Raw genomic sequence first — 24,183 nt, forward strand, 5'->3', positions numbered from 1 at the left:
TCCGGAGCGGGACATGTCGTCCGTAAAGAAAAACTTCCTGTTGTTGATGACGCTGCAGGTCTCGACCTACGTCGTACCGCTGCTTACGCTGCCGCTGCTCACCCGCGTTCTTGGCCCTGAGGGCTACGGCCAGCTTGCGTTCGCGCTGGCTGTCATCACCTATTTCATCAATTTCACCAATTACAGCTTCGATCTAACCGCCACGCCGCGCATCGCGCTCGCACGCGAAAATCGCGCCGAGCGCTCGCGCGTGTTCTGGGCCACTTTTCTCGCGCAGGTGGCGATCACCGCGGCCGGATTCGTCATCCTGCTCGCGTTGACCTTCATCGTCGATCGCTTCGCCCTCGACCGCACGCTGCTGATCATCGGCTTCGGCATGACCATCGGGGCCGCGCTCACACCGAGTTGGTACTTTCAGGGCGTGGAGAACCTGCGCACGATGAGTCTGCTGCTGTTCGCCAGCCGCGCGCTCAGCGTCCCCGCGATGTTCCTGCTCGTGCGCGAGCGCTCCGACGTCACGCTCGCGATGGTCGTCAACGCCGCCGTGCCGCTTGGCTCGGGCATCGCGATCTTCGTCTACATGTTCATCCGACGTGAGGTTGAATTTGTTCGAGTAAGCATCGCGGATATCGTCGATGCCCTAGCCGGCGGCTGGCAAGTATTCCTTGCGTCGACGTCGGTCGCGTTCTATGCATCGACCAATACCGTGCTGCTTGGCTTTGTCTCAGGCAACGTCGCCGCCGGCTACTTCGCTGCGGGTGACAAGCTGATCCGCGCCGCGATCAGCATGTTGCAGCCGATGAAAGCCGCTGCGTACCCGCAAATCAGCTACCTGATGCACCATGCGCGTGAGGATGCGATGACCTTCCTGCGCAAGTTGTTCGTAGTTCAGAGCGCGATGGTGTTGGCGATCTCGCTATGCATCTTCTTCGGCGCGCCGCTTGCGGTGCGCATTCTGTACGGCGCGAACTACGAGCCGACGATCGGCGTGCTGCGCTGGATGGCGTTCATTCCTTTCATGGCAGGGATGACCGACCTGTTCGGCGTACAAACGATGCTGCCGCTGGGTATGAAGACTGCGTTCAGCCGCGTGCTGATCTCCTCCGGCTTCCTCAACGTTGCTCTGCTGCCGCTGCTCGCGAAGTGGTTCGCCGAACAAGGCGCGGCCGCCGCGGTACTGGTCGCGGAAAGCGCGGTGGCGGCCGCGCTGGCTTACATTCTTTATGCGCAAGGCGTGTCGCTGATTGGGCGGGCGGCCCCCCGTCAATAACAGTAATTGCGCTTAACGAAAGATGCTTTCAACGGGATGCTCAGCAAAAAACTGCTGTAATCGCGAATAGCGTGCCTTGAGCGACGCGCCATCGCTACCGAGGACTCCATAGTTCCCATCGTAGGCATCATCGTAGTGCTCGAATAACATGATGTTTTGGAGGCCATACTGGGCCGCCACGCCTATTAATGTCGGATATCCACCTCTATTAAAACCATGGTCCAACAGCCAGTCGCCCATTTGGGTTTCAGTGGGTGTATTCGACACGCCAGGAACTCCATTAGCATATGGGCGTACACCAAACTCAGTCAACCAGATAGGTAGGCCACGTGCAGCCTGCAGCTCCAAAAGCACGTTATGCGTCCCCGAGGTCCCCGTCGCACTCAGAATATTCCCCATGTCGGAGTACCAGTGCCACGATTCAATGTCCTAGCGCACTTATGGGTTTCCTGTTCCACCGTTCGGCTGAACCCCATTCCACAACAGATCGAGAAACGCCAAATGCAGCCAACTGCAGGCTGGTCCTATAATTGCTGCAGATGTATCAACCGACTTGACGCCATCCGCCAAGCCAAGGATCAATCCGCGTGCGAGAATAAACCACTGATTATCGTAATCAGTTTTACTATTTCCGTCGACTGAAGCCGATATGAGCGCTTGGCTATCAATTTCGTTGCCGATTTCATAATATTTAACCAATCCTTTCAAGCTATTTGCAACCCGTGCGCCGGTTGAAAAACCGATATCGTAATAATATGGCTCACTGTAGTCAAAAGGACTCGTATTTGCATCTTTTGTCAGATACACATCGAGGCACGGATATGCCTGCATGCCAGTGCCTGTCAAAGCTTGCAGCAGCGAACGCATACGGGCGATTTCACTGTCAGTGGTTACACCGACGCGAATCGTTCTTGCTCCCAAATTCATCATTTGCTTTAATTGTTTATCCACTGGAACTAATCCATAGGCGAATTCACCCCGCGGGTAATGGGAATTGATGCCGTAGAATAACTGATTTTTCGGGGGACGTGGATCACCGGTCACACCGACCCAGTCACCGCCATTCCATGCCCACCAGGCCCCATCCAAGTTCTGCTGATAAATTATGCCCTCGTAATACACAAGCAGAGTCACTTGTTCGGTGAACGCCGCGTTCTCCCCATTTTTCAATACGACGCCATCGCTGACCACCCATACATTCTTGGCACTATCAACTATTCGTATAGCCGGGGGACAAACTGTACCATTGGACGATATGTTTCTCGAATCCTTTGCAGCCAGTAAAATACTCAATAACTATATTTGCGGCATTCCCGCAGATTTTTTGAACGGATGTACGACAGCACACCGAAGTATCGCGTTTATGATGGTAGCGTCGGTTATCACGAGCTCCCCCGGCGGCCACAGTCCCATGCTGCGAAGCCACAGGCGGAATCGACGCTTACCCTAATGATGTGAACTGCTTACCTGTGTCACATTGCGACAACCGACCGGGAACAGATAAATGACACACGCTCGAGCAAAGGGCCACTTTGATCACATTGACGCGATGCGTTCAATCGCGGTATTGCTAGTCATCTGGACGCATTATGCCGAACTGCTAGCTCCTCTTGCAGGTTCCCAAAACGGGTTGGATACACTGCAGCGCTCAGTCAACTTCGGACGCGTCGGCGTCGTGATTTTCTTTGGAATCAGCGGGATGCTGATTCCAAACTCGTTGCGGGGGTCGATTGCCGATGGTACGCGCAAATTCTTGATACGTCGGTTCATGAGGCTGTATCCCGCATTCTGGCTCTCGGTACCGATTGGGTACCTCGTATACTGGACCCTATTTCAGCAAAAAATGAGCAGCATCGGCGTTGCAGCGAACCTCACGATGATTCCGACTGCGCTCGGCTTCGATGCGATCATGGGCCACTACTGGACGCTCGAAACAGAGTTGTATTTCTACATTCTTTGCCTACTCTTGTTTTGGGGCGGCCTGTTGCACCAGATGCGCTCACTGGTCACTGTAAGCGCCGGATTGTCCGTGCTGTTCATATTGACTACGGCATTGCACGTCATTCCCAATGATGCACCCGGACAATATAAAGGGATGTTGTATCACTTATCTATCATGTTCTGGGGTGCGGTGTTCCGCAAGGCATACGACACCCCCCGTGCGGCGTTAGTCGTCTGGCGACGCCGGGATGCTGTCGTTGGCATGTCGGTGACCTACCGGGGCGCGCTGGTCATGCTGACGGCACTGATCGCTCTGATTGCGGTTGCAATGGCCCTCTACGACCTTCACCGCCACGATTACACCCATGTCTCATCGTCAATCGGCTATCTTGTCGGTATCGCCCTGTTTATCAGTTTCGCTACGGTACTGAAGGTCCACTACCAGCCCTTTGTATGGCTTGGCGAAATCAGCTATTCGGTCTATCTACTACACGGCGTGCCGCTGTATCTCATTTTCTGGCTATGCAAACACTATCAATGGACCAGTGCGCCGCTCGGTGTCTACATGGTCGCTCCGTTGATGCCGGCCGTCATATTGTCCTGGGTCAGCTTTCGCTTTTGCGAAGCGCCCAGTATCCGTATCGGACACGCGCTAACTTCCGCTCCTGACGTCGACGTGGTGGACCGAACCGGGGCCATTCAAAAAAATAAACTTTACTAGACTCAGGATGGCCTTGTCTGCAGGGGGCAGGTCACGACCACAACGATACGAGTGGTACTGCCCTTGGCACGGCCCCCCTTCATGCATGAAGCCCGCAGGCTACGCCATCGTTACCTTCTGCTGCTGGCAATGCTTTCTTTTACGGCGCTATAGGCTGGCTTTTTCGTGACGCCATCCGACTTGATCAGGCCATAGCCATCGTCAGCCGACATGTCGAATAGCTCATACAGCTGGATCGACTGCAACAAACTGTACTGCGACTTGAGCTTCACGAACTGCCGCGTTTGAGTGGCCAGATAACTCGCTTGTGCGTTAAACAGCGTGTTGCCGGACTGACCATACGGTCGATAACCATACTCGGAAATCCAGATCGGTCGCCGGAAGCGCCGCGTCAACTCATGAAGCACGTCGATACTGTTTGCATTCGTGATGTCCCCCATATCGCTATACCAGTGCCAGGAGGTAACATCCCAATTGACGCGTGGCCCACTCGTTCCACCTTGTGGATCCGTGCCGTCGGCCAACATTTGCAGAATACCGAAGTGCAACCACCCGGCGGTAACGGCCACTGCCGCGCGGGGATCTGCGGCGCGTACGCCATCGATCATGCCGCGTATCATCCCGCGATAAATAAAGTACGGCGTCGCTCGGTAGTCGGTGCGAAAGTTGCCGCCACGGGAAACGAAACCGATTTCCATTTCGTTACCGCACTCATACAACAGCACCTTGCCCTTTAGAATACTTGCGATGGAGTACGCGAGCTGAAAGCTATTGCTGTACGCAGCGGCTTCATCGGTATTGAATAGCTTTGGGGTGATCACCACTGAGACGCTAATGCCAGTCCCCCTCAATGTGTCAACGAAAGATGCAATGCTTTTTGCCCCAATCGTATCCCAGACGTCTTGGCGAACATTCGAAATGCCAAGGTCGCGCATGTAGGCTATCTGTGTGGCAAACGCCGTGCCATACGCATTACCCGAATTAATGTGTCCGTTAATCCCGAAGAACCCAGACGACACGGCATTGTAGCTGTTCGACGACATGGAACTGGATGTTGCCGCGACACTGGATGTCGTCACACTGACGGGTGTAGTACTAGCAGCACTCGAAGCCGATGCTGCTGAACCTGACGAAGTTGCGCCGCTGCTGGGCCAGCGGCGCGTGCGGCCGAGGTTAGCAGCCCCTACCTCACTGCTTGCACACACCCCCAGCGCCATCGTTCCGGCGGTAGCAACCAGTGTGCGAAGGAATTCACGTCGCACGCATAGCGCGCCTTTCGCACCGCCTTGGGAGTCCAAATCGACGTTTGAGGCGCAATGGGAGGAGTTTTTAGATGAATTTCTCTTCTTCGAAATCATGGATTTGAATGTATAGTCATACAAAGGTCGATCATCGAAACGCACTTGCCTTCGCCAAATATTTGGCGAAGGCACTTCGTGCCTGTGCCGCATTGGACACGACGAAGAACCGCACCTCTGGAACACCGGGCGTCGTCTTGCACTTCGTGGGAATGGGACTTCTTCGTGACGAAACGGTGGATTGAAGCCGGACGCACAGTGACACAGGGTGCGGATAGCAATCGACAGCCGAATCGACGAACCCGAAGCTAGCCAGCGAGCAAATTATCCGCACGCACAGCTAAGAGAACTAGGATGACGCTTCATGCGTCAAAAGAACGAGCGCACATTTTACTTGGTTTGGGCACTTGAAAAGATTGATGTTTCGCTGCACACACGCTGACGACGCATAGCGTAGCCCATTACCGTGCTCGACCCAATGTACCCGGCAATATGATGTACCCAGTATGGCTGTCGCACCAACAGCAAGCACCCTATCCAGGTATGCGCCCGCCGCCGGCACGTCTTTAGTTCAAAATGGTACGTCAACGCACTGATACGCGTTGGATCGTACGCGATGCTATGCCAATAACCAAAGCGTATACGCCCCTCCCGACTCAAGTGCGTCACAAGATGCGACGGTAATGGCCCGATGCCATGATGGCAATAGCCAGCGGTTGCTTCAGTGATTGATTGCGGAACACCCTGTGAGATGAACGACACGAACTCGAACCATCGCGGCCGCACTCTGTATGCCGCACCAGCGCGCCCCGGCGATGGGCAGCACGTCGTCGGTCCATCATGGAACGAGAGGTTTGGTTCCAGTACGACACGTGGTGCCTTTAAGGCAGTGGATCGTTATTATCTGGTGTGGGCATTTTTTGTGCCGATCACGTCCGTGCTGGTGTTTCCCAGTGCGCAAGGCACCACGCCGGGTTATTTGATGTGCTTCTTATCACTGGCAATCGCTATGCTGTATGGAGGCGGCGAGCGTACCCGCTATTTGCGTATCCTTTTAACCGCGATCTTTGTCTGGGTATTGCTGTTCACACTGACGCAACTAGCCGACCTGACCGACGGTTATACGCCTGACCTCGACACGTTATCGCTGGTCAATCCGTATGACCATTCGTTTGTCATGCGCTCTTCGCTTTTCACGCAATCTCTCTATGTCGTCGCGGTGGTTCTCTATGGCACCTACCTGTACGTCTACTGCGACGACGCATGGGATCGCATCATCGTTGCCTCCGGCGTACTGTTTGCCGTGTACGGACTTTATGAGTGCGCCTACTATTTTGTGACCGGCCAGTCGGGCGACTTCCTGTCCAATCGTCAGTTTACCAACACACTGGCCCGGCCGCTGCCCAAGGACATCGTCACGGGCAGCGACTTTCAGACAATGGGCGTCGGCGGTATTTCGATGCAGCGCCTGAAGTCGCTGACGGGTGAACCATCGATGTATGCGCTGTCGATGTTCCCGTTCTGGGTCTATGCCCGCACCGTGCAACGGTCGCGCTGGCCCGCGATCATCATTGGCGCGTCGCTCGTGATGACGGCCTCCACGACGGCGATGGTCGGCTACCTGTGCTACCTCGGCATCCGGATGATGCACACGCGGATCAATATCATCAAGCTGGTGCTGGCCGCGCTGGCCATCATCGCGATCGTCATCGTATTCAATGAGCAAGTCGTGCAATTAGCGGATGACGTGGTGATCAAGAAACTCACCGGCGCCAATTCATCGGGCCAGGAGCGCTCGGCCGGGTTCATGGCTGCTATCGACTTCTGGCTCAAGGCGCCCGTTGCGAACAAGCTGGTAGGAATCGGCTTCGGCTACATCCGCACCACCGACATGTTTTCAACGCTGCTAGTCAACAATGGCCTGCTGGGCATCGCCCTGTTCAGTGTGCTATTGCTGTATCCAGCATTCAAGCTCGATTGGGCGCCGAAGGCAATCGCGCTACGGCAGTGCTGCGTCGCGACCTATATGATGATGATGGTATCGGTGCCGGAGTTCTCGTACCTTGCACCGTGGACCTTCGTTGCATTCGCCTATTGCCGGCTGTATCACCGCAATTGCGCACGACAGGCCGCGGACCGGCATGAAGTGGAGCTAACCGCGCGCACCTCACACATGCGCGAGGCTTAAGGCTTAAAACTTGAGGCGCGAGACAGCGCTGCTTGGTTCCCGGCGCCTCGCTGCAACCCAGCGTCGGATAGCCCCGCTGCCACAGGTAGTATTACTCCGCCAGGGTCGGATGGCCGCTAATTGTCAGCGTAAAGCCGTCGGCGCCGGCTTTCAATCGCGCGGGCACGCCCACGGGCAGCGTCACAGTATCCGCGCCGTGGCCAAAACGCAGCCCGGTGATCACCGGAATACCGGTCAGCGCACGGATCTGCTCGACCATCGCGTCAAAATCATAGCCATTGTCATAGTCCGACAACTGCGCCCCGGTGAAATCGCCGAGCACCAGCGCCTGTTGGCGCGGTAGGATGCCGGCCAGATGCAATTGGTACAGCATCCGCTCGACGCGGAATGGATGTTCGTTGACATCCTCAACAAACAAGATGCCCTCATCGATGTCCGGCAAGTATCGCGTACCGGCCAGCGCGGCGATCGTCGCGAGATTGCCGCCCCACAGCGTGCCGTGCAGGTCGACGTCGTCAGGCTGTGGCGTCGGCTCGCCAATCGTGAACTCCGGGTTGCTAATCGCCCTCCAGAAATGCTCGACTGTGAATGCGCTCAGTCTCGGCGCGCCAAAGTTGCTGCTCAGCATCGGGCCGCCGAACGTGATGAGGCCGCTGTGCGCGAGCAGCGCCATCTGAATCGCGGTGAAGTCACTATGGCCGCAGATCGCGATCGGCTCGCCGGCCAGCCGGCATTGCAATCCCGCGTAGTCCAGTCCATGCAGCAACCGGATCGCGCCGTAGCCGCCACGCACGGCCAGCACGATGTCCGGCAGCGCCCGCGCGGGGTCGGCGAGCCGATTCAGGTCCGCGGCCCGTTGCGCATCCGTGCCCGCAAAGCGCTGGAAGCGCCGCTCGGTCGTATCAATGCCCCGGATATGATGGCCAGTATCGACCCAGCGTGCCAGCGCCCGGGCGACAGCTTGTGGATCCTGCGGGTAGCCGCAAGGGGCAATCAGTTCGATCGTGCAGGGCCTCATGACGCTCCTGTGCGGGAAAAGACGATGTGTGGCGCGTAATGCAACCCATGCCGACACGGCGCGACGTCCACCGGGATCAACTTGCGTCGCCGAGTGTACGCGACGCGCGCAGCTGCCGGCGGCGCTCGACGAAGAACTGGCTCAACTCGTGCGAGCATTCATCGGCCAGTACGCCGCCAACGACACTCGCGTGATGATTCAACCGCGGCTGCGCGAACACGTCGACGACACTGCCGCACGCGCCGGTCTTCGGATCATGCGCGCCGAACACCACGCGAGCGATGCGCGCATGCATGATCGCGCCGGCGCACATCAGGCACGGCTCGAGCGTTACGTACAATTCGCAGCCCGGCATCCGGTAGTTGGACAACGCCTGTGCAGCCGCTCGCAGCGCGACCATCTCCGCATGCGCGGACGGGTCGTGAGTGCTGATCGGCTGGTTGAAACCCTGCGCAATCACCTCGTCGCCCCGCACGATCACGGCGCCCACCGGCACTTCGCCAATTGCATAAGCGTGGCGCGCGGCAGCGCGCGCTAACGCCATGAAATGCAGATCCCGGGCCAACGGGCCCGCTTCAAACAAACCGCTGTTGCACATGCAAGCTCCGCGTCGAAGGGTCGCTCAGTCGGTCGCTACTGGCGCAACGGCGCCGCCACAGCCAGCTAGGCGTTCAGCGACACGGCGGCAATACTCGTGCGGCACCACCATCGGCCCACCACGCAGCGATTCGAGCGCCATGGTCAGCGCCAGCCACTTCGCCCGCAAGCGATGCTGCTCCGCGCGATCCGGTGGTCCACGCGAACCTCATACGGCACGAGCAGATCGTCGTCGAGTTGCAGCGCACGCCCGCTGCCGGGCAGATCGTCGAATTCGCCCCACGCGGCCGCGGCGGCGATGCGCTGTTCAACCAGCGCGTCGAGCAGTTTCATAGACGAACAAGATTCAGAATGCGCGTCAAGGATACCAAACTCTAGCGCGGTTCAACCGCCATCGTGCGAAGCGCAATGGAGTCGGCACTCTATTGCAGCGATCAACCGCTCCAGCCATGCGCGCAACAGCGTATTGGACCCGACGAGCGCGATCGAGGTGGCGATGATGCCGTACACCTGCTGGCGCCGAACCTTGGCGGCCGGCTCCGGCACCAGCCAGTTCGCGCTATCGACTAACAACAGCAGCGTTTTCAAGCCGATGGCGATCGGCCACAGGCATGCCAGCCTCAGGCGCGGCGCCGAACGGCGGATCGCCAGCGTATAGTCGATTGCGTCGCGGAACTGATCCAGCGCATGGCGCACGAGTTCCTGCATCACCGGGCGCGCACGGCCAGCCGCCTCGGCAGACAACAGGTCCTGCGGCGTCAAGCCGTACCGCTCGAGCATCGTGGACGGCAAGTAGCAGCGGCCAATCCGCAGGTCCTTGGCGCAATCACGCAGCACGTTAGTTAGCTGCAGTGCCCTGCCAAAGCGCACGCCGCGCTCCGACATCGCCACGGGGTCGCCGTGCAGCGCGCGCGGCAGATGCGTATAGGTCATCTCCGTCCAGAACGCGCCGACGCAGCCGGCGACCATGTAGGTATACTGATCCAGCTCGTGCCATGCACGTAACGCCACGATCTGCCCGGAGCGCTCGTGCGCAAACGTGGTCAAATCGAATTCCATGCCGCGCATGAGCGTCGACACAATGTCACGGACCGCCTCGCGATCGCGCTCGCCCAACTGCTGCAGGATCGCCAGCGCCGGCTCGAGCGATTCCAGCAGCCGCCGCTCGTCGGACTGTTGTTGTTGCGCAGCCAACTGTCCGGCAATCTCGCGCAGCGACCCGCGATCGTGTTCGTCGCCATTCACGTGCGCACGCAGTGTCAATAGCATTCTCAGCCGCAACGCGGGCTCGATCAACGGTGTGTCTGCGATCGTGTCGGCGGCGCGCGCCAGCAGATACGCCAGGCCCACCGGGTCCCGCATGCCGGCGGGCAACACGCACAGCGTCAAGTAAAATGAGCGGGACACCCCCTTAAGCAGCGGACCGAGCAGAAAAGCGCGCACCGGATCGCGCATGGATCGGTCAGCAGCGGTCACGGAGGCGGGCGGTTGCGAGCCGGCCACCGGCCCGGCGGCACGCCGCGCGTGCGCTGCAGCGCAGCCGGAGCGAGAGTCGAACGATGAATCGGACATCGCGCAGCCATGAATTAACAGTCACAGCCGGCATTGTACCGGTTCACGGATTGGCGTCGCCGCGCCGTCGGGTCCGGCAAGCCGCCTTCGGCCATCATCAAGGCCCGGCCCGCGTGGAGGAGCAGCTCACCTCCAATGCTCGAGCGGGTTGAGCACCGCGGGCGCCAGCGCACGCCCGCGCGCTGCTGGGCTAGGACGGCGACCCGCCCGGTCGGGCGTCGGCACGCGTCATGTTGAACAGCATGCCGCCCTTGCACGACGTTTGCATTATCGCGCGAAGCCGGCATTCCTTTTCAATGTAGAAACCTACGCCACGAACCGTCGAGTTTTGGTAGGAACACATTATGTCGTCTGCGAACCCAATCTCGATATCGTAGGCATTGCCCCACTCACGAGGAACGATCCTGCCGACAAATGAGCAATATCCCTCTCTCCCTGTGATCCTGCCCCGGCCATCGATCGTCATTTCAAGTATGACCGGCATATTGATCTCGTTGACAAGGTAGTCACGTTTGCTGGACATGCCTTTGTATCTCCCGACCACTTTGCTCACAGTCGGCTTGGTATATAACGCTATGTCGGCATTGCCCCGGAATTGGAACGGCGGCAGGCCATCGGCGGATGCGACGATGTGGAGCGATTGCGGATTGAACAACAGTTTGTCGGCCTGAGTGACAATACTCTGACAGCGGGGAAACTGGTTGGCCAAGACCGAGACCACTGCAGAACCGGCGCGGGAAGGCAGAGAACGGTCGAAATCGGCCGACGTGCTTAATTTGACCTTTATTGCAAGCCGCTCTTTCAGATAGAGGATCCCGGTCCCGCCGTTGCCCATGTCGAGATCGCCAACAACGGCCTCACCTATGTCGTCGCCGTAAGCGTATATCGCATAAAACTTGCCCGCCGGGGTGACCAACGCGGTGAAATCGTAGTTGCCCCATAAGCTGCCGACGTACTGGCCTTGCGCTTCGTGCGCCTCCATGAGTTCGGTCTGCACGCCGGCGTGCGTGATTTGGGCGACGGGCTCGGGTTCGGTCTGTACGCCAACGTGCGCGACTTGGGCGGCGGGCTCGGGTTCGGTCTGTACGCCAACGTCTGCGACTTGGGCGGCGGACTCGGGTTTGGTCTGTACGCCAACGTCTGCGACTTGGGCGGCGGGCTCGGGTTTGGTCTGTACGCCAACGTGCGCGACTTGGGCAGCAGGCTCGGGTTCGGTCTGTACACCGACGTCCGAGATCCGCGCCTCGTGCTCGCCTACGCCTACGCCCACATCCAAGTCGTTCACCACAGCTTCGCTTACGCTGTGGCCTGTCCGCCAAATACTACGCCTCTTCCTGCCTCTACCGTGATTCAGATTACCAATCTCGACCGTTCCATCCGTCGCATAAAATCGGCCTACATTCGTAATGTTGATGATATTCGTCGTATGGGCCGAATTTGTCGTAGGGGCTGGAGAACCGACCGTGGTACCGGTGTGCTGGCCTTGTACAGGATCCATTGGCGACCGGGCCCACTCTCGTTCTCCGTCCGCCTCTTTGACGACTACGCGTTGGACCCTGTCATCATCAGACTTGCCACCGCCACCGCCCCCACATGCCCCCGCAGCACCGACAAGCATCACAGCGACACACTGGATTATTCTGTAACGTAGTGCCCTGATAAGCCAACCGGATGCAGCTAAATCCTTCAAGGCCGCGTTGACGTGCACCGATTCACTCGCGGTTCGAGCGTCTTTTAACACCGCCCTATTCCGCTTCCTTTGCTCGAAAACTAGATCAAACGGCACCGCTTTTTTACTCAATTGCTCAATCCGTGTAAAACTGTCTTTTGCTCAACTCGAAACCGTGTGATTGATTCCCGATGCCATGCGTGATGCACTCGATTCCGAGAAATCAACACGACTGAAAAAGACCCGCGAGATATTGGCCCGCCCATAGCCTGTCTATTGCCGCCGGCCACTTCTCTTTTATGTTTGGCGAAAAGCGCCGGGCCACTCGGCCATCCTGCTTGAAACAGGCTACCTCGGCGCAACATCGAACAACATAGGAATACCCGCGGCCGACGGGTGTTCAAAACACCGATGACAACGCCACACGGCAGAGTAGTGTCAGTGGCATGACATTCTACAACCGGGAAACGGGGCGCGGCAGTCTATCGTCACGGGAGCTGGCGTGTGCAGGCGGCGAGACGCCCAAGATGTAATCGAGTCGGACAAGTATTTGCCATCAAGCCAGCCCGGCTGCTTCGCATGGCGCACTGCCTCGGTCGCCAAGCCGAGGTCTTTGAGCATCAGGACTGTCGCAAACCCGCCGCTGTAGCCACACGCCGCCGGCGCATTCGGCAGCACGCCCGGATACGGATTATAAGTATCCGAACTCCAGCAACGGCCGGTCGACGTGCTAATGATGCCGGCCAACACCGCCGGGTCGATACCGAGCGAAACACCGAGCGACATTGCTTCAGCCACACCCATCATCGATATACCGAGCACCAGATTGTTGCAGATCTTGGCCACCTGCCCATGCCCGGTTCGCCGCACCGAACGACGTTCTTTCCCATGCTCAGCAACACCAGTTGAATGCGCTCGAGCAACTGCATGTCGGCACCGACCATGAAAGTGAGCGTGCCGGCCTGCGCGCCGCCGGTGTCCCCGAGACAGGCGCATCAGCAAACGGATTGCGCTGCCGGCCGGCGGCCGCCGCAACGGCTTGCATCGTCGCTGGATCGATCGTGCTTGAATCGATCAGTGGCACGCCGGGGCGAAAGTCTGCTAGGTGGAGTCCCCCCACCGTTTATTCCATTGCCGCCAGCGGACTTCGCGACATCATCCACGATTGCGCCGACCGACGCGCGAGCCAGATGGCGCAACAGCGATAATCGATATCCGACATATGACGGGCGCTCGCTTCGCTGCCGCGCTCGCTCAGCTATTTCTGGAACACCACATGTCAGACAACGGTCCTTACCTCACCACACCGCCACGACTTGGACCCATTGAAACAACGACGCCCACGCCCGTGAGTTCAGGCGCGCGTCCGGCACCTGCGCCTTCCCAGATACCGTCGTGGGGACCGGTCGCTGCTCTGCGCGATCTTCTCTGGACTACAAATGGACCTTTCGCCAATACCATGCCGCAGTTCCTGAACCAATCGCAGGCGTACTTTTTCCCCTATAACCCATTCCCCCCCGCTGCCCTAATGGCACCGCCTTCGCCTGCCGAGCCGCAATCCTGCGCACCGCAACCTTGCGCGCCGCCGCTGGATAACAGCGTGGAACAGGCTGAATACGAACGTGTCGGGACAGCCGTCAGAGGCGCGTTGACCCCGATGCAACGAGACCTGCATGACAGAATGTGCGACCCGACACGGCCTCCGGTTACGACTAAAGAAATCGAGGAAGCCAACGACCATGCGCCGATCGAGGCAATACACGCGAGCCTGCAGAAGAGTCCGTAACACGAGCCAGCACGAAGATGCGGACTTCACCGCTGACCGCTCGCAAGTCTTCGCTGCCCGACACCTCCCGCTAGTTGATCCGCCGCCTGTAGCCTGCAGGAAACGATGCGACGCTGTTGATAAATTCCAACAGCCATCCGCGCGGGAACCCGTATTATGGAGATTGTGTTGGCCACCCGCTTCGCGACTTCCCAATGCCGCCGTCTGCGCCGCCCTACTCGCTACCGCCCGTCGTCGTGTGGTTTCGCGACGATCAACGCCTAGCCGACAATCCCGCGCTCGAATACGCCATTGCCACGGGTCACCCTGTTGTGTGCGTGTATGTTCACGACCCGGCGCCACAAAATACGCGCCCGCCGGGCGCAGCTGGGCGCTGGTGGCTCCATGAATCTCTACACGCACTCAATGCTACGCTCATAGCGTTGGGCGGCGAATTGACTGTCCTTCACGGCTCCGAGTCGCAGACCATTGAAGCGTTCGCCGTGGCAATCGGCGCGATCAAGGTGTGCTGGAATCGCAGGTATTCGGCGTCGCAACGCGAAACCGACATCGCGATCAAGACGGCGCTCAAAGAACGCGGCATTGCGGTTTTCACCTTCAACGGACACTTGCTGCGAGAGCCATGGACCGTCGCCACGCGAGATGGCCGTCCGTTTCAGGTCTTCGGCGCGTACTGGCGCGCCGCGCGCCACGAGTATTCCCCTGAAGCGCCACGGCCCGGACCTCAGCGAATCGACTTTTTTCCGGTGCCGGAAAACGTCGCCGTGGCGGCACGCGTGAAAAATCTGTCTGCACTGGCGCTCCAGCCTCGTACACCCGATTGGGCCGGCGGACTGCGCGAAACGTGGCAATGCGGCGAGCAAGCAGGATGGACGCAGCTAGACGATTTTCTCGCGAACGCGCTGACCCGCTACGCAAGTGGCCGCGACGTTCCCGCGATGCAGGCAACCAGCCGGCTGTCTCCGTATCTTCGCTTCGGCAATCTCTCGGCACGGCAGGTATGGCATGCCGTACTGTCTGCGGCACGCGCCGCGCACCACTGCGGCAATGGGCGCAGCGCGTCCACCGCGAGCAGCAGCGTGGACAAGTTTCTCGACGAGCTTGGCTGGCGCGAGTTCTCATACTATCTGCTCTACCATTGTGCGCCGTTGCATCAAGTCAATTTCAAACGGCAATTCGACACCATGCCGTGGCGTGCCGATGCCACGGATCTGCGCGCGTGGCAGCGCGGCCGCACCGGCTATCCGCTTGTGGACGCCGGCATGCGCGAGTTGTGGCATACCGGTTGGATGCACAATCGCGTGCGGATGGTGACAGCATCGTTCCTGGTCAAGCATCTGCTCATCGACTGGCGTGAAGGAGAGACCTGGTTTTGGGACACGCTCGTCGATGCCGACGACGCTAGCAATCCTGCGAATTGGCAATGGGTGGCTGGCAGTGGCGCCGATGCGGCGCCGTACTTTCGCATCTTCAACCCGGTGCTACAGGGTCAGAAATTTGACCCACAGGGCGCCTATGTGCGACGCTGGGTGCCCGAACTCGCGCGCTTGCCGAACGGATGCGTCCATGCGCCATGGCTCGCACAACCTGCACAACTGGCGTTGGCGTCGGTTCGGCTTGGTCAGGACTATCCGCTGCCGGTGGTGCCTCACCAGCAGGCGCGCGAACGGGCGCTGAAGGCGATGGGGCGAGTCACAAGCACATCGTTTTAATCCCCGTCTTCGCTAAACGGAGGAATGTAAGGCGCCTCCTCTGCTTCGCTCTTTCTTGTAACCTCGTTGGAGAGCTGTGCCGCCATACTGACGAATGAGCCTCATGCGGTCCTGGAGGAAATATAGGACATCCATGCTTACGCTCCTCCAGTCGTCGGCAAGGTGACCAAAGACAGCCGTGTTGCCAACGTATCGGCCTGCTCAGCAAACTTCTTCGCATTGGTCTTCTGCAACTGCGCCAAATTGTGTAGCTTCCAGCGAATACCCGGTAGCTGGTCGAGATGGGTGATTCCCAGCAACGGCCATTCGGGGACGCCGGCGACGAGTGACAGGAGGAAGCGGCGCTCGCTCTCATCCAACCCTTGTTGGAGTTCGCGTGCCAGCCGCTCACGCACCGCGAGCAACGCATCGAGCGGCACCGGTTCAGCGGTCATGCCTTGAAAGTTGCTTTCGTAGTCCTGTCGAATGTCGCACAGCGACGGAAACAGCACCTCGTGAACCGGGCGGTTGCTGCTGATGTGAGCGAAGCGCGGCCCACCGGCTGCACCGTGCCCCGCATCACGAAGTTGGCCTCGATCTTGACCTCGGTACGGCCACGCCGCACCAGCAACTTAGTCTCGCCAGCATTGGCCACCGGCATGTGCGTCTGGAATCCACGCTTGTTCAAGCGCTCGGCCGCCTGCCGGATGGCATCATTGATACGCACCAAAGCCTGGTCGCGCGCCAGCGTATGGTCCGGAAAAATTAGATCGAGATCTACCGATAGACGTGGCATGTCACGCACGAAGAGGTTGATCGCAGTGCCGCCCTTCAGTGCAAAGGTGTCGTCTACGAACACCAGTGGAGCCACCTGCGTCAGCGCGCGGTATCAAGATAGGTCTGGTTCATGGCTTGAGCACCAGCAGGCCGTCGGCCGATTTGGCCACCCAAGGTCGATCACTGCCTGTTGGCAACGTGGTCGGATCAAGTTTGGCCATCCAGGGCAGCCCCCCGTCCCGGCCAAGCTGCAGGCACAGACGCACGGTCTTCACGCTCGTGCAACGCTGCAGAAGCTCGCGCAGCACTTCGGCACGCAGGCTGTAGGCGCTTTCAACAAGTTCGCGGGCCTCCTGCAGCGGCTGGCGCACGCCAACGTCGCTCAACATTTCCAACAGTGCGCGTTCCGGTGCTGAGACCTGCGGGGCTCCGCTGCGCTTCTCGAACGGCCCGACGTGCAGCATGGCGCCCGGCTGTTCTTCGAACAGCCGCTTGCGGTGGTACTCAGCCGGGAAGCGCTCGGTGAACCATTCCGGTAGACGCCCGGCTGCCCAGCCGTACAGGTGCAGGAATGGCTGTTGCGGCACATACTGGCGCAAGCCGTACCAGTCCAGCGCGGACTTGCCACCCACGTGCGAGCCTTCGAGCCTGCGCTGCAGCAACAGCAGGCTGGGATACAGGGCCAAGATGTCGTTTGGGCGACAGAACACCCCACGCGTCAAACGCGTGAGCCAACCAGCGCGCACGTAATGCACCGCCAAATCCGCCGAGATGCCCAGTGTCACAAGGTCTTCCGAAGTCAGCGGCGTCCCCGGAGCCACGCGCGTATAGAGTGCATTTAATTTGCTTGACACAATCGTAGCCATACTACGATTAGTTAGTTTTTTTAAGATACCGTGCCATGAATGCCTCAAGCATGTACGGAATCAACGCCATCGCGTCAACCATTTCGACACACGCGCACGCCGCACGCAAGCAGCGCCTTCCACCTGCACGGCCAGCCGTATTGAACGAACAACCCGGTTCACCATGCTGCGACATCTTCCACTCATGCCGGGCCACGGCCCTGGCGCTCGGGTAAAGCATCGCTGATGGTGTCAGCAGTGTGGCGCCCACAGATTGTCCGATCTCACCGTATCGCGCCGGTTCGGTTCTTCCATTGCCGTTTCGGCACCGGTGCAGCCTATTGTCGCACTTGCTCCGACAATCGCGGTTTTCAGAGACTACCGAATGCCACATCCTCTCTCCTTGAGCGTCACACCGCCTGCCAGCCAAGGCACGGGGACATTTGAACCGGTCCCCCCAGCGGCTTGCGCGGCCGATGCAGGTGGGTGCCAAACCACCGTGCAACGACATTATGGGGCGCATCGACTCGACGGGCTGGTTGCCAAGCAACCGTCCAATGGCCCGCGGGCTGCCACTAGTCTGAACGAAATGCCAACGGAGATTCTCGCCAACATATTCCGCGGCCTTCCGCTCAGCGATACGGCGCAGTTGTCCGAAGTCAACCACAAGTTCCGGCAGATATTGCTGCCCCGACGCCATTGCTTTCTCGTGAACAAGAAGCTCCAGGCCGTTCGCCAGCTGGCCCCCGGCCCCAAGCAGCACGATCAAGCAAGAAGCCTATGGACGGCGTCTTTGGAACGGCTCGAGCACAGCCATGCCGAACTGGATTGGATCATTCAGTCCTTTGAACTCGAATGGCTGGCACCGCGGGACAGGAAGGACGTGCTGAATCAGATGATCGATCATGTGATGCGCTCCGATGACAACGCGTCGTCCGCAGCGCACCGCAACAAGCGGGACGGCAGCTTGCCGTCGGGTGATAACGCGTCGGCACGCGAACTGCAACATCGCGCCCTGCTGCACCACCTGAAGTCGCAAATCGAAGCACTGCCGGAACGCGAACGCGCACCGGCACTGACACGGATCATCGGATTGCAAGGTAAGGAAGCGATGACGGTCGAACGATTGTTTCCGCGAATCCAAGACGGAAATGTCGGAATATCAAACCGCAACTACGCCATTCATTTGCTGAACTACGGTTTTTCCGAGAGCGAGGCCGCCCTGTTCGCCGGCGAGCGCGATCAGCATGCGTTGGAGAATCCCGACATCGAGTTTTGCACTGCCGTCTTCGTATGGCGGCCCAAGGGCCTGCCGCTGCACAAGTTCGTCAGCTTGCTCGAACAGGCGATAGGTGATGCCCGCCGTCAAGGCGACAAGCACAGTGTGGGCGCCAACGACGCGATAGCAGGCGAGGAACGGTCCCGGCTTGTGCAGCGGCTGAGGAACCTGACCGGCAACGCGGCATCCGACGCGCACCCTCTATCGCGGCCAACACTGCACCGTATCGTGTCGCAGTCAACACTGGACCATATCGAACGCCTTCGTACGGGAGCCTGACCGAACGCTCGTCGATCTGGCGCTCACGGATGCCGGATATAGTCGAACAGCGCGCGCGTATAGGCATCCGGCTTCCGCCCCAGCAAGCTGACGACGAGCATTGCTCAGCGGGCCTCGTTCAACTGCTCGAGGATCGCCGGGTTCTCCAGCGTGGACACATCCTGCGTAATCGTCTCGCCCGTGGCAAGCGAGCGCAGCAGCCGCCGCATGATCTTGCCGGAGCGGGTCTTGGGCAAGTTCTCTCCAAACCGGATGTCCTTCGGCTTGGCGATTGGCCCAATTTCCTTGGCCACCCATGCACGCAATGCATTCGCTACTTGCACCGCCTCGTCGCCCTGCGGGCGGGCGCGCTTGAGCACGACGAAAGCGACCACCGCCTCACCGGTTGTATCATCGGGCCGCCCGACGACCGCCGCTTCGGCGACAATCGGATTGGCGACCAGCGCCGATTCGATCTCCATCGTGCCGAGGCGGTGGCCGGAGACGTTTAGCACGTCATCGATGCGACCCATGATCGTGAAATAACCGGTGTCGTTGTCCCGCACGCTGCCGTCCCCTGCAAGGTACAGCCTGCCGCCCAACTCTTCCGGAAAGTAGCTCTTCCTAAAGCGCTCGGGATCGCCCCAGATCGTGCGGATCATCGATGGCCACGGACGCTTAACCACCAGGATCCCCCCCTGCCCGTTTGGCACATCCTGGCCGGTCTCGTCGACGATCGCCGCCATGATGCCCGGCAGCGGCAGTGTGCAGGAGCCGGGCACCAGCGGCGTGGCCCCGGGTAACGGCGTAATCATGTGGCCGCCGGTCTCAGTCTGCCACCACGTGTCGATCACCGGGCAGCGCTTGCCGCCGACCTGCTCGTAATACCAGACCCACGCCTGCGGGTTGATCGGCTCGCCGACCGTGCCGATGATACGCAACGAGGACAAATCGTACGCGCTCGGGTGGCACTTCGGGTCCGCGTCGGACGCCTTGATCAGCGAGCGGATCGCCGTGGGCGCGGTGTAAAATACGGTCACCTTGTGACGTGCAATCATGTTCCAGAAACGGCCCGCATTCGGATAGGTCGGCACACCCTCGAACACCACCTGGGTCGCACCGCACGCAAGCGGTCCGTACGCGATATACGTATGGCCGGTGACCCAGCCGATGTCGGCGGTACACCAGAACACGTCGTCCGGTTTGATATCGAACGCCCATTTCATTGTCAACGCGGCCCACAGCAGATAGCCGCCGGTGCTGTGCTGCACGCCCTTCGGCTTGCCGGTAGAACCCGACGTGTACAAAATAAACAGCGGATGTTCGGCGCTGACCCATTCCGGCTCGCATTGCTCAGGCTGTTGGGCCACCAGTTCATGCAGCCAATGGTCGCGCCCTTCGTGCCAGGCGACCTTGCTACCGGTGCGCCGATAGACGATGACATCCTTCACCGCGTCGCATCCGCCCATCGCCAGTGCCTCGTCGGCAATACGCTTGAGCGGCAGCGCCTTACCGCCGCGCCTCTGCTCGTCGGCCGTGACCAGCGCCACGGCGCCGACATCGATCAGCCGTTCATTGAGCGATTTCGACGAAAACCCGCCAAACACGACTGAATGCGTCGCGCCGATTCGGGCACAGGCCTGCATCGCGACGACGCCTTCGACCGACATCGGCATGTAGATCACCACGCGGTCGCCCTTGCGCACGCCGCGCGACTTCAGCGCATTGGCGAACTGGCACACGCGCCGGTGCAGCTCGCCGTATGAGACAGGCGTGAGCGTGCCATCGTCAGCCTCGAACACGATTGCGTTCTTTTGCGCGTGGCCCGCAGCGATTTGCCGGTCCAGGCAATTGTATGAAGCGTTGAGCTGACCGTCCTCGAACCACGTGTAGAACGGTGCATTGGATTCGTCCAGCACTTTCGTGAACGGCTTGTGCCATGCCAGGTGCTCGCGCGCCAGGCGGGCCCAGAATCCCTCGTAGTCGCGCTCGGCCTCGGCGACCAGCGCCCGATAGGCATCCATGCCGGCGATGGCGGCCGCGGCCGTGGTCTGCGCGCTGGGAGGAAACACGCGCTGCTCTTGCAGGACCGATTCAATGGCAGACATCAAACTATCTCCTGATAATGGAATGAAAAAAATCGTTGTCGTGTGCCGCCGTATCGCATCGCTGTCGCCAAGCGCTGGACAAGCCGCCGCGCGCCGCCGCCACTGCTGCTGCATCGCAGCGAAGACGGTCGCGGCACCGCATCGGCCCACGTGCTTGCCGGCGCTTACCCAGCACTCTACAATGAACCCTACGATGCTTGCTCAATTAAGAAAAAGCTAAACGGCATCGGATTCGCCGTGTTCCCGCAGTGAACCGCTACACCCGCGCGTGAGCCGAGCGTGCCGCGCCAATCGGCTGAGCGGGGCGCACCGCGGCAATTCTACTGCGACGCGGTACAATAACCGCGTTTTTGGTCCCACCCTGGCGTTCGCCCCTGCCCGCGCGCGTGCATGGGCAGTGCGACACCGTTTATTCAGCTGCACAATGCCTTCCAGTCACCCGCCATTTCCGCCGTCTGGTCCGCGCCGTATGCGCGCGCTGCCATCGCTGATCTTCTTCAGTCGTTGGCTGCAACTCCCGCTGTACCTGGGCCTGATCCTCGCACAAGCCATCTACGTCTTCCTGTTCCTGAAGGAGCTCTGGCACCTGGTGTCGCACGCGGCCTCGTTGACCGAGACCAATGTGATGCTGGTGGTGCTCGGGCTGATCGATGTCGTGATGATCTCGAATTTGCTGATTATGGTGATCATCGGCGGCTACGAGACGTTCGTGTCGCGACTGGGTCTGGAGGGCCACCCGGACGAACCGGAGTGGCTCGACCACGTCAATGCCGGCGTGCTGAAGGTCAAGCTATCGATGGCGCTGATCAGCATCTCGTCGATCCACTTGCTCAAGACCTTTATCGATCCCGACCAGCATTCGTCGCAAGCGGTGATGTGGCAGGTGCTGATCCACGCCGCGTTCCTGCTGTCGGCGCTCGTGATGGCCTGGGTGGACCGGCTCACATCGCACGCGCCCCATGTTCCTGTTTCAGTCGCAACTCCAACCCACGATTGAGCGTTGATTCCGCCGCCAACCGATGCGGCGCCCCCATGAGAAAAGCACCATGACAGTCATTAAGCAGGAAGACCTGATCCAGAGCATCGCCGATGCGTTGCAATACATCAGCTACTACCATCCGCTGGACTATATTCAGGCGCTGGGCCGCGCCTACGAGCGCGAGCAAAGCCCGGCAGCGAAGGACGCGATTGCGCAGATCCTCACCAACAGCCGGATGTGCGCCGAGGGACGCCGCCCGATCTGCCAGGACACCGGTATCGTCACGGTATTCGTCAAGGTCGGCATGGACGTACGCTGGGATGGCGCGACGATGAGCGTGACGGATATGATCAACGAAGGCGTGCGACGCGGCTACACGCACCCGGACAACGTGCTGCGCGCCTCGATCGTTAACCCGCCCGAAGGTGCACGCAAGAACACCCGGGACAACACGCCAGCAGTGATCCACTATGAGATCGTTCCGGGCGACAAGCTCGACGTGCAAGTAGCGGCAAAGGGTGGCGGCTCAGAGAATAAGTCGAAGTTCGCGATGCTGAACCCGTCCGATTCGATCGTCGACTGGGTGCTCAAGACCGTGCCGATGATGGGTGCCGGCTGGTGCCCGCCGGGCATGCTCGGCATCGGCATCGGCGGCACTGCCGAGAAGGCGGTATTGATGGCGAAGGAATCGCTGATGGATCCGATCGACATCCAGGATGTGATCGCCCGCGGACCGCGTGACTGGATCGAGGCGCTGCGCGTCGAACTGCACGAGAAGGTCAACGCGCTGGGCATCGGCGCACAAGGGTTAGGTGGCTTGTCGACCGTGTTAGACGTGAAGATCATGGCGGCGCCCACGCACGCGGCCAGCAAGCCGATCGCGATCATCCCGAACTGCGCGGCGACCCGCCATGCGCACTTCACGCTCGACGGCTCCGGCGTCGCGCGGCTGGATCCGCCGCCGCTGGAGGCCTGGCCCAATGTACATTGGCAGCCAAACACCGAGACCAGCCAGCGCGTGGACCTCGATACGCTGACGCGCGAGCAGGTCGCCGGCTGGGAACCGGGCCAGACGTTGTTGCTCTCGGGCAAGATGCTGACCGGACGCGATGCCGCGCACAAGCGCATTGCGGACATGCTAGCCAACGGCCAGCCGCTACCGGTCGACTTCACGAACCGTGTAATTTATTATGTCGGCCCGGTCGATCCGGTGCGCGACGAAGTCGTCGGCCCTGCCGGCCCGACGACCGCGACGCGGATGGACAAGTTCACCGAGATGATGCTCGCGCAGACCGGCCTCATTTCGATGATTGGCAAGGCCGAGCGCGGCCCGGTCGCGATCGATGCGATCAAGAAGCACAAAGCTGCCTACCTGATGGCGGTCGGCGGCGCCGCGTATCTCGTGTCCAAGGCAATCCGCGGCTCGCGCGTGGTCGCGTTCGAGGATCTCGGGATGGAGGCCATCTACGAGTTCGAGGTCAAGGACATGCCGGTCACCGTGGCGGTCGATTCCAATGGCACGTCGGTCCATCAGACTGGCCCGAAGGAATGGCAGGCCAGGATCGGCAAGATTTCGATTGCTGCCGCGTAACGGATCGGCAGGCCGTGCAGCCGCGCGGCTTCACATTTAGCGGGCAACGGACTACTTTATTCGATCCGTGACTTGCACCGTCCGTGCCTGCCCACCACAAGGAACCGATCATGCAAGGCGACAAGAAGGTCATCGACTATCTGAACGCTCAGTTGAAGAACGAACTGACGGCGATCAACCAGTACTTTCTGCATGCGCGGATGTACCAGCACTGGGGGCTGGACAAGCTAGGCAAGCACGAATACGACGAGTCAATCGGTGAAATGAAGCACGCCGACTGGCTGATCGAGCGCGTATTCATGCTCGATGGCTTGCCGAATCTGCAGGATTTGCACAAGCTACTGGTCGGCGAGACCACGCAGGAAATCCTTGAATGCGACCTGAAGCTCGAACTGGCGTCCCAAACGACCTGTAAGGACGCGATTGCGTATTGCGAGTCCGTGCGGGACTACGTGTCGCGCGAGATCTTCCGCCGCATCTTGGACGACACGGAAGAGCATATCGATTGGCTCGAGACACAACTCGAATTGATCAACAAGGTGGGCATCCAGAATTACCAGCAGTCCGTGATGACGGCCGTCCAATCGTAAGCGGC

The 24,183-nt window shown here is 59.8% G+C and carries 20 protein-coding genes and 2 pseudogenes; 9 read left to right on the plus strand and 13 right to left on the minus strand.

All coding sequences use genetic code 11. The features are described 5' to 3' along the window. Positions 1 to 13 precede the first annotated feature (13 nt). Complete coding sequence (locus B0O95_RS06490; protein WP_104077172.1) at positions 14 to 1,270, plus strand: oligosaccharide flippase family protein; 1,257 nt, start codon at positions 14 to 16, stop codon at positions 1,268 to 1,270. A gap of 12 nt (positions 1,271 to 1,282) precedes the next feature. Here B0O95_RS06490 and B0O95_RS15800 read toward each other — a convergent pair whose 3' ends face one another. Further along, positions 1,283 to 1,669: a hypothetical protein gene (locus tag B0O95_RS15800; protein WP_104077173.1), complete on the minus strand. Its 387-nt coding sequence runs from the start codon at positions 1,667 to 1,669 to the stop codon at positions 1,283 to 1,285. A gap of 39 nt (positions 1,670 to 1,708) precedes the next feature. After that, positions 1,709 to 2,461, minus strand: a complete 753-nt coding sequence (locus B0O95_RS06500) for a hypothetical protein (RefSeq protein WP_104077174.1) — start codon at positions 2,459 to 2,461, stop codon at positions 1,709 to 1,711. A gap of 313 nt (positions 2,462 to 2,774) precedes the next feature. Here B0O95_RS06500 and B0O95_RS06505 point away from each other — a divergent pair, with 313 nt between their 5' ends. Continuing rightward, entirely contained in the window at positions 2,775 to 3,932 is a 1,158-nt protein-coding gene (locus B0O95_RS06505) for an acyltransferase family protein (protein WP_104077175.1), read from the plus strand. A 110-nt stretch (positions 3,933 to 4,042) separates the two neighbouring features. On the opposite strand, the gene B0O95_RS15410 is transcribed toward B0O95_RS06505, so the two are convergent. Beyond that, on the minus strand, positions 4,043 to 5,314 hold the full coding sequence (locus B0O95_RS15410) for a hypothetical protein (RefSeq protein ID WP_146064004.1): 1,272 nt from the start codon (positions 5,312 to 5,314) through the stop codon (positions 4,043 to 4,045). A 667-nt stretch (positions 5,315 to 5,981) separates the two neighbouring features. Here B0O95_RS15410 and B0O95_RS06520 point away from each other — a divergent pair. After that, a complete protein-coding gene (locus tag B0O95_RS06520) occupies positions 5,982 to 7,418 on the plus strand; it encodes a hypothetical protein (protein ID WP_233203175.1) in 1,437 nt (478 codons plus the stop codon). A gap of 91 nt (positions 7,419 to 7,509) precedes the next feature. Here B0O95_RS06520 and ldcA read toward each other — a convergent pair whose 3' ends face one another. From ldcA to B0O95_RS16455, 5 genes and pseudogenes are all read right to left on the minus strand, one after another. After that, positions 7,510 to 8,436, minus strand: a complete 927-nt coding sequence (gene ldcA, locus B0O95_RS06525; RefSeq protein WP_104077179.1) for a muramoyltetrapeptide carboxypeptidase — start codon at positions 8,434 to 8,436, stop codon at positions 7,510 to 7,512. A 76-nt stretch (positions 8,437 to 8,512) separates the two neighbouring features. Next, positions 8,513 to 9,034 carry a tRNA adenosine(34) deaminase TadA gene (gene tadA, locus B0O95_RS06530; protein WP_104077180.1) on the minus strand — a complete coding sequence of 174 codons (522 nt, stop codon included), beginning with the start codon at positions 9,032 to 9,034 and terminating at the stop codon, positions 8,513 to 8,515. Between the two features lie 24 nt (positions 9,035 to 9,058). Next, a pseudogene (locus tag B0O95_RS06535) lies at positions 9,059 to 9,366 on the minus strand (DnaJ family domain-containing protein). A 51-nt stretch (positions 9,367 to 9,417) separates the two neighbouring features. Beyond that, on the minus strand, positions 9,418 to 10,488 hold the full coding sequence (locus B0O95_RS06540) for a phytoene/squalene synthase family protein (protein ID WP_104077297.1): 1,071 nt from the start codon (positions 10,486 to 10,488) through the stop codon (positions 9,418 to 9,420). Between the two features lie 307 nt (positions 10,489 to 10,795). Beyond that, the gene (locus B0O95_RS16455) at positions 10,796 to 11,602 is read right to left on the minus strand and encodes a hypothetical protein (protein WP_233203177.1); all 807 of its coding nucleotides are present in this window, start codon (positions 11,600 to 11,602) and stop codon (positions 10,796 to 10,798) included. Here B0O95_RS16455 and B0O95_RS16460 point away from each other — a divergent pair. After that, on the plus strand, positions 11,567 to 12,256 hold the full coding sequence (locus tag B0O95_RS16460; RefSeq protein WP_233203178.1) for a hypothetical protein: 690 nt from the start codon (positions 11,567 to 11,569) through the stop codon (positions 12,254 to 12,256). The genes B0O95_RS16455 and B0O95_RS16460 overlap by 36 nt on opposite strands. Positions 12,257 to 12,832: 576 nt before the next feature. Here B0O95_RS16460 and B0O95_RS06550 read toward each other — a convergent pair. Further along, a pseudogene (locus B0O95_RS06550) lies at positions 12,833 to 13,379 on the minus strand (NAD-binding protein); the annotation flags it as partial. A gap of 875 nt (positions 13,380 to 14,254) precedes the next feature. Between B0O95_RS06550 and B0O95_RS06560 the strand changes: the two are divergent. Continuing rightward, a complete protein-coding gene (locus B0O95_RS06560) occupies positions 14,255 to 15,772 on the plus strand; it encodes a cryptochrome/photolyase family protein (protein WP_104077183.1) in 1,518 nt (505 codons plus the stop codon). Positions 15,773 to 15,909: 137 nt separating this feature from the next. On the opposite strand, the gene B0O95_RS17145 is transcribed toward B0O95_RS06560, so the two are convergent. The 3 genes from B0O95_RS17145 to B0O95_RS06570 are packed head-to-tail and all read right to left on the minus strand — an operon-like array spanning position 15,910 to position 17,394. Next, positions 15,910 to 16,206 (minus strand): hypothetical protein, encoded by a 297-nt coding sequence (locus tag B0O95_RS17145; RefSeq protein WP_233203180.1) that lies wholly within the window; start codon positions 16,204 to 16,206, stop codon positions 15,910 to 15,912. Next, positions 16,203 to 16,610 (minus strand): nucleotidyl transferase AbiEii/AbiGii toxin family protein, encoded by a 408-nt coding sequence (locus tag B0O95_RS17150; protein WP_233203182.1) that lies wholly within the window; start codon positions 16,608 to 16,610, stop codon positions 16,203 to 16,205. Before B0O95_RS17150 ends, B0O95_RS17145 begins: the two co-directional genes overlap by 4 nt. Before the next feature lie 46 nt (positions 16,611 to 16,656). After that, positions 16,657 to 17,394 carry a type IV toxin-antitoxin system AbiEi family antitoxin gene (locus B0O95_RS06570; RefSeq protein ID WP_104077184.1) on the minus strand — a complete coding sequence of 246 codons (738 nt, stop codon included), beginning with the start codon at positions 17,392 to 17,394 and terminating at the stop codon, positions 16,657 to 16,659. Positions 17,395 to 17,962: 568 nt separating this feature from the next. On the opposite strand from B0O95_RS06570, the gene B0O95_RS06575 reads away from it, so the two are divergent. Further along, positions 17,963 to 18,931 (plus strand): F-box protein, encoded by a 969-nt coding sequence (locus B0O95_RS06575; RefSeq protein ID WP_146064006.1) that lies wholly within the window; start codon positions 17,963 to 17,965, stop codon positions 18,929 to 18,931. Positions 18,932 to 19,035: 104 nt separating this feature from the next. Here the strand turns inward: B0O95_RS06575 and acs are convergent, their stop codons facing one another. Continuing rightward, positions 19,036 to 21,018 (minus strand): acetate--CoA ligase, encoded by a 1,983-nt coding sequence (gene acs, locus B0O95_RS06580; RefSeq protein WP_104077186.1) that lies wholly within the window; start codon positions 21,016 to 21,018, stop codon positions 19,036 to 19,038. Between the two features lie 424 nt (positions 21,019 to 21,442). Here acs and B0O95_RS06590 point away from each other — a divergent pair, with 424 nt between their 5' ends. The 3 genes from B0O95_RS06590 to bfr all read left to right on the plus strand — a co-directional run bounded on the left by B0O95_RS06590 (position 21,443) and on the right by bfr (position 24,178). Continuing rightward, positions 21,443 to 22,015, plus strand: coding sequence for a TIGR00645 family protein (locus tag B0O95_RS06590; RefSeq protein WP_104077188.1), 573 nt, complete (start codon positions 21,443 to 21,445; stop codon positions 22,013 to 22,015). Between the two features lie 49 nt (positions 22,016 to 22,064). Continuing rightward, positions 22,065 to 23,588, plus strand: a complete 1,524-nt coding sequence (locus tag B0O95_RS06595) for a fumarate hydratase (protein WP_104077189.1) — start codon at positions 22,065 to 22,067, stop codon at positions 23,586 to 23,588. 110 nt (positions 23,589 to 23,698) lie between these two features. Continuing rightward, positions 23,699 to 24,178 carry a bacterioferritin gene (gene bfr, locus B0O95_RS06600; protein WP_104077298.1) on the plus strand — a complete coding sequence of 160 codons (480 nt, stop codon included), beginning with the start codon at positions 23,699 to 23,701 and terminating at the stop codon, positions 24,176 to 24,178. The last annotated feature ends 5 nt before the right edge of the window (positions 24,179 to 24,183 follow it).

It is taken from the genome of Mycetohabitans endofungorum (genome assembly GCF_002927045.1).
Classification (GTDB): domain Bacteria; phylum Pseudomonadota; class Gammaproteobacteria; order Burkholderiales; family Burkholderiaceae; genus Mycetohabitans; species Mycetohabitans endofungorum.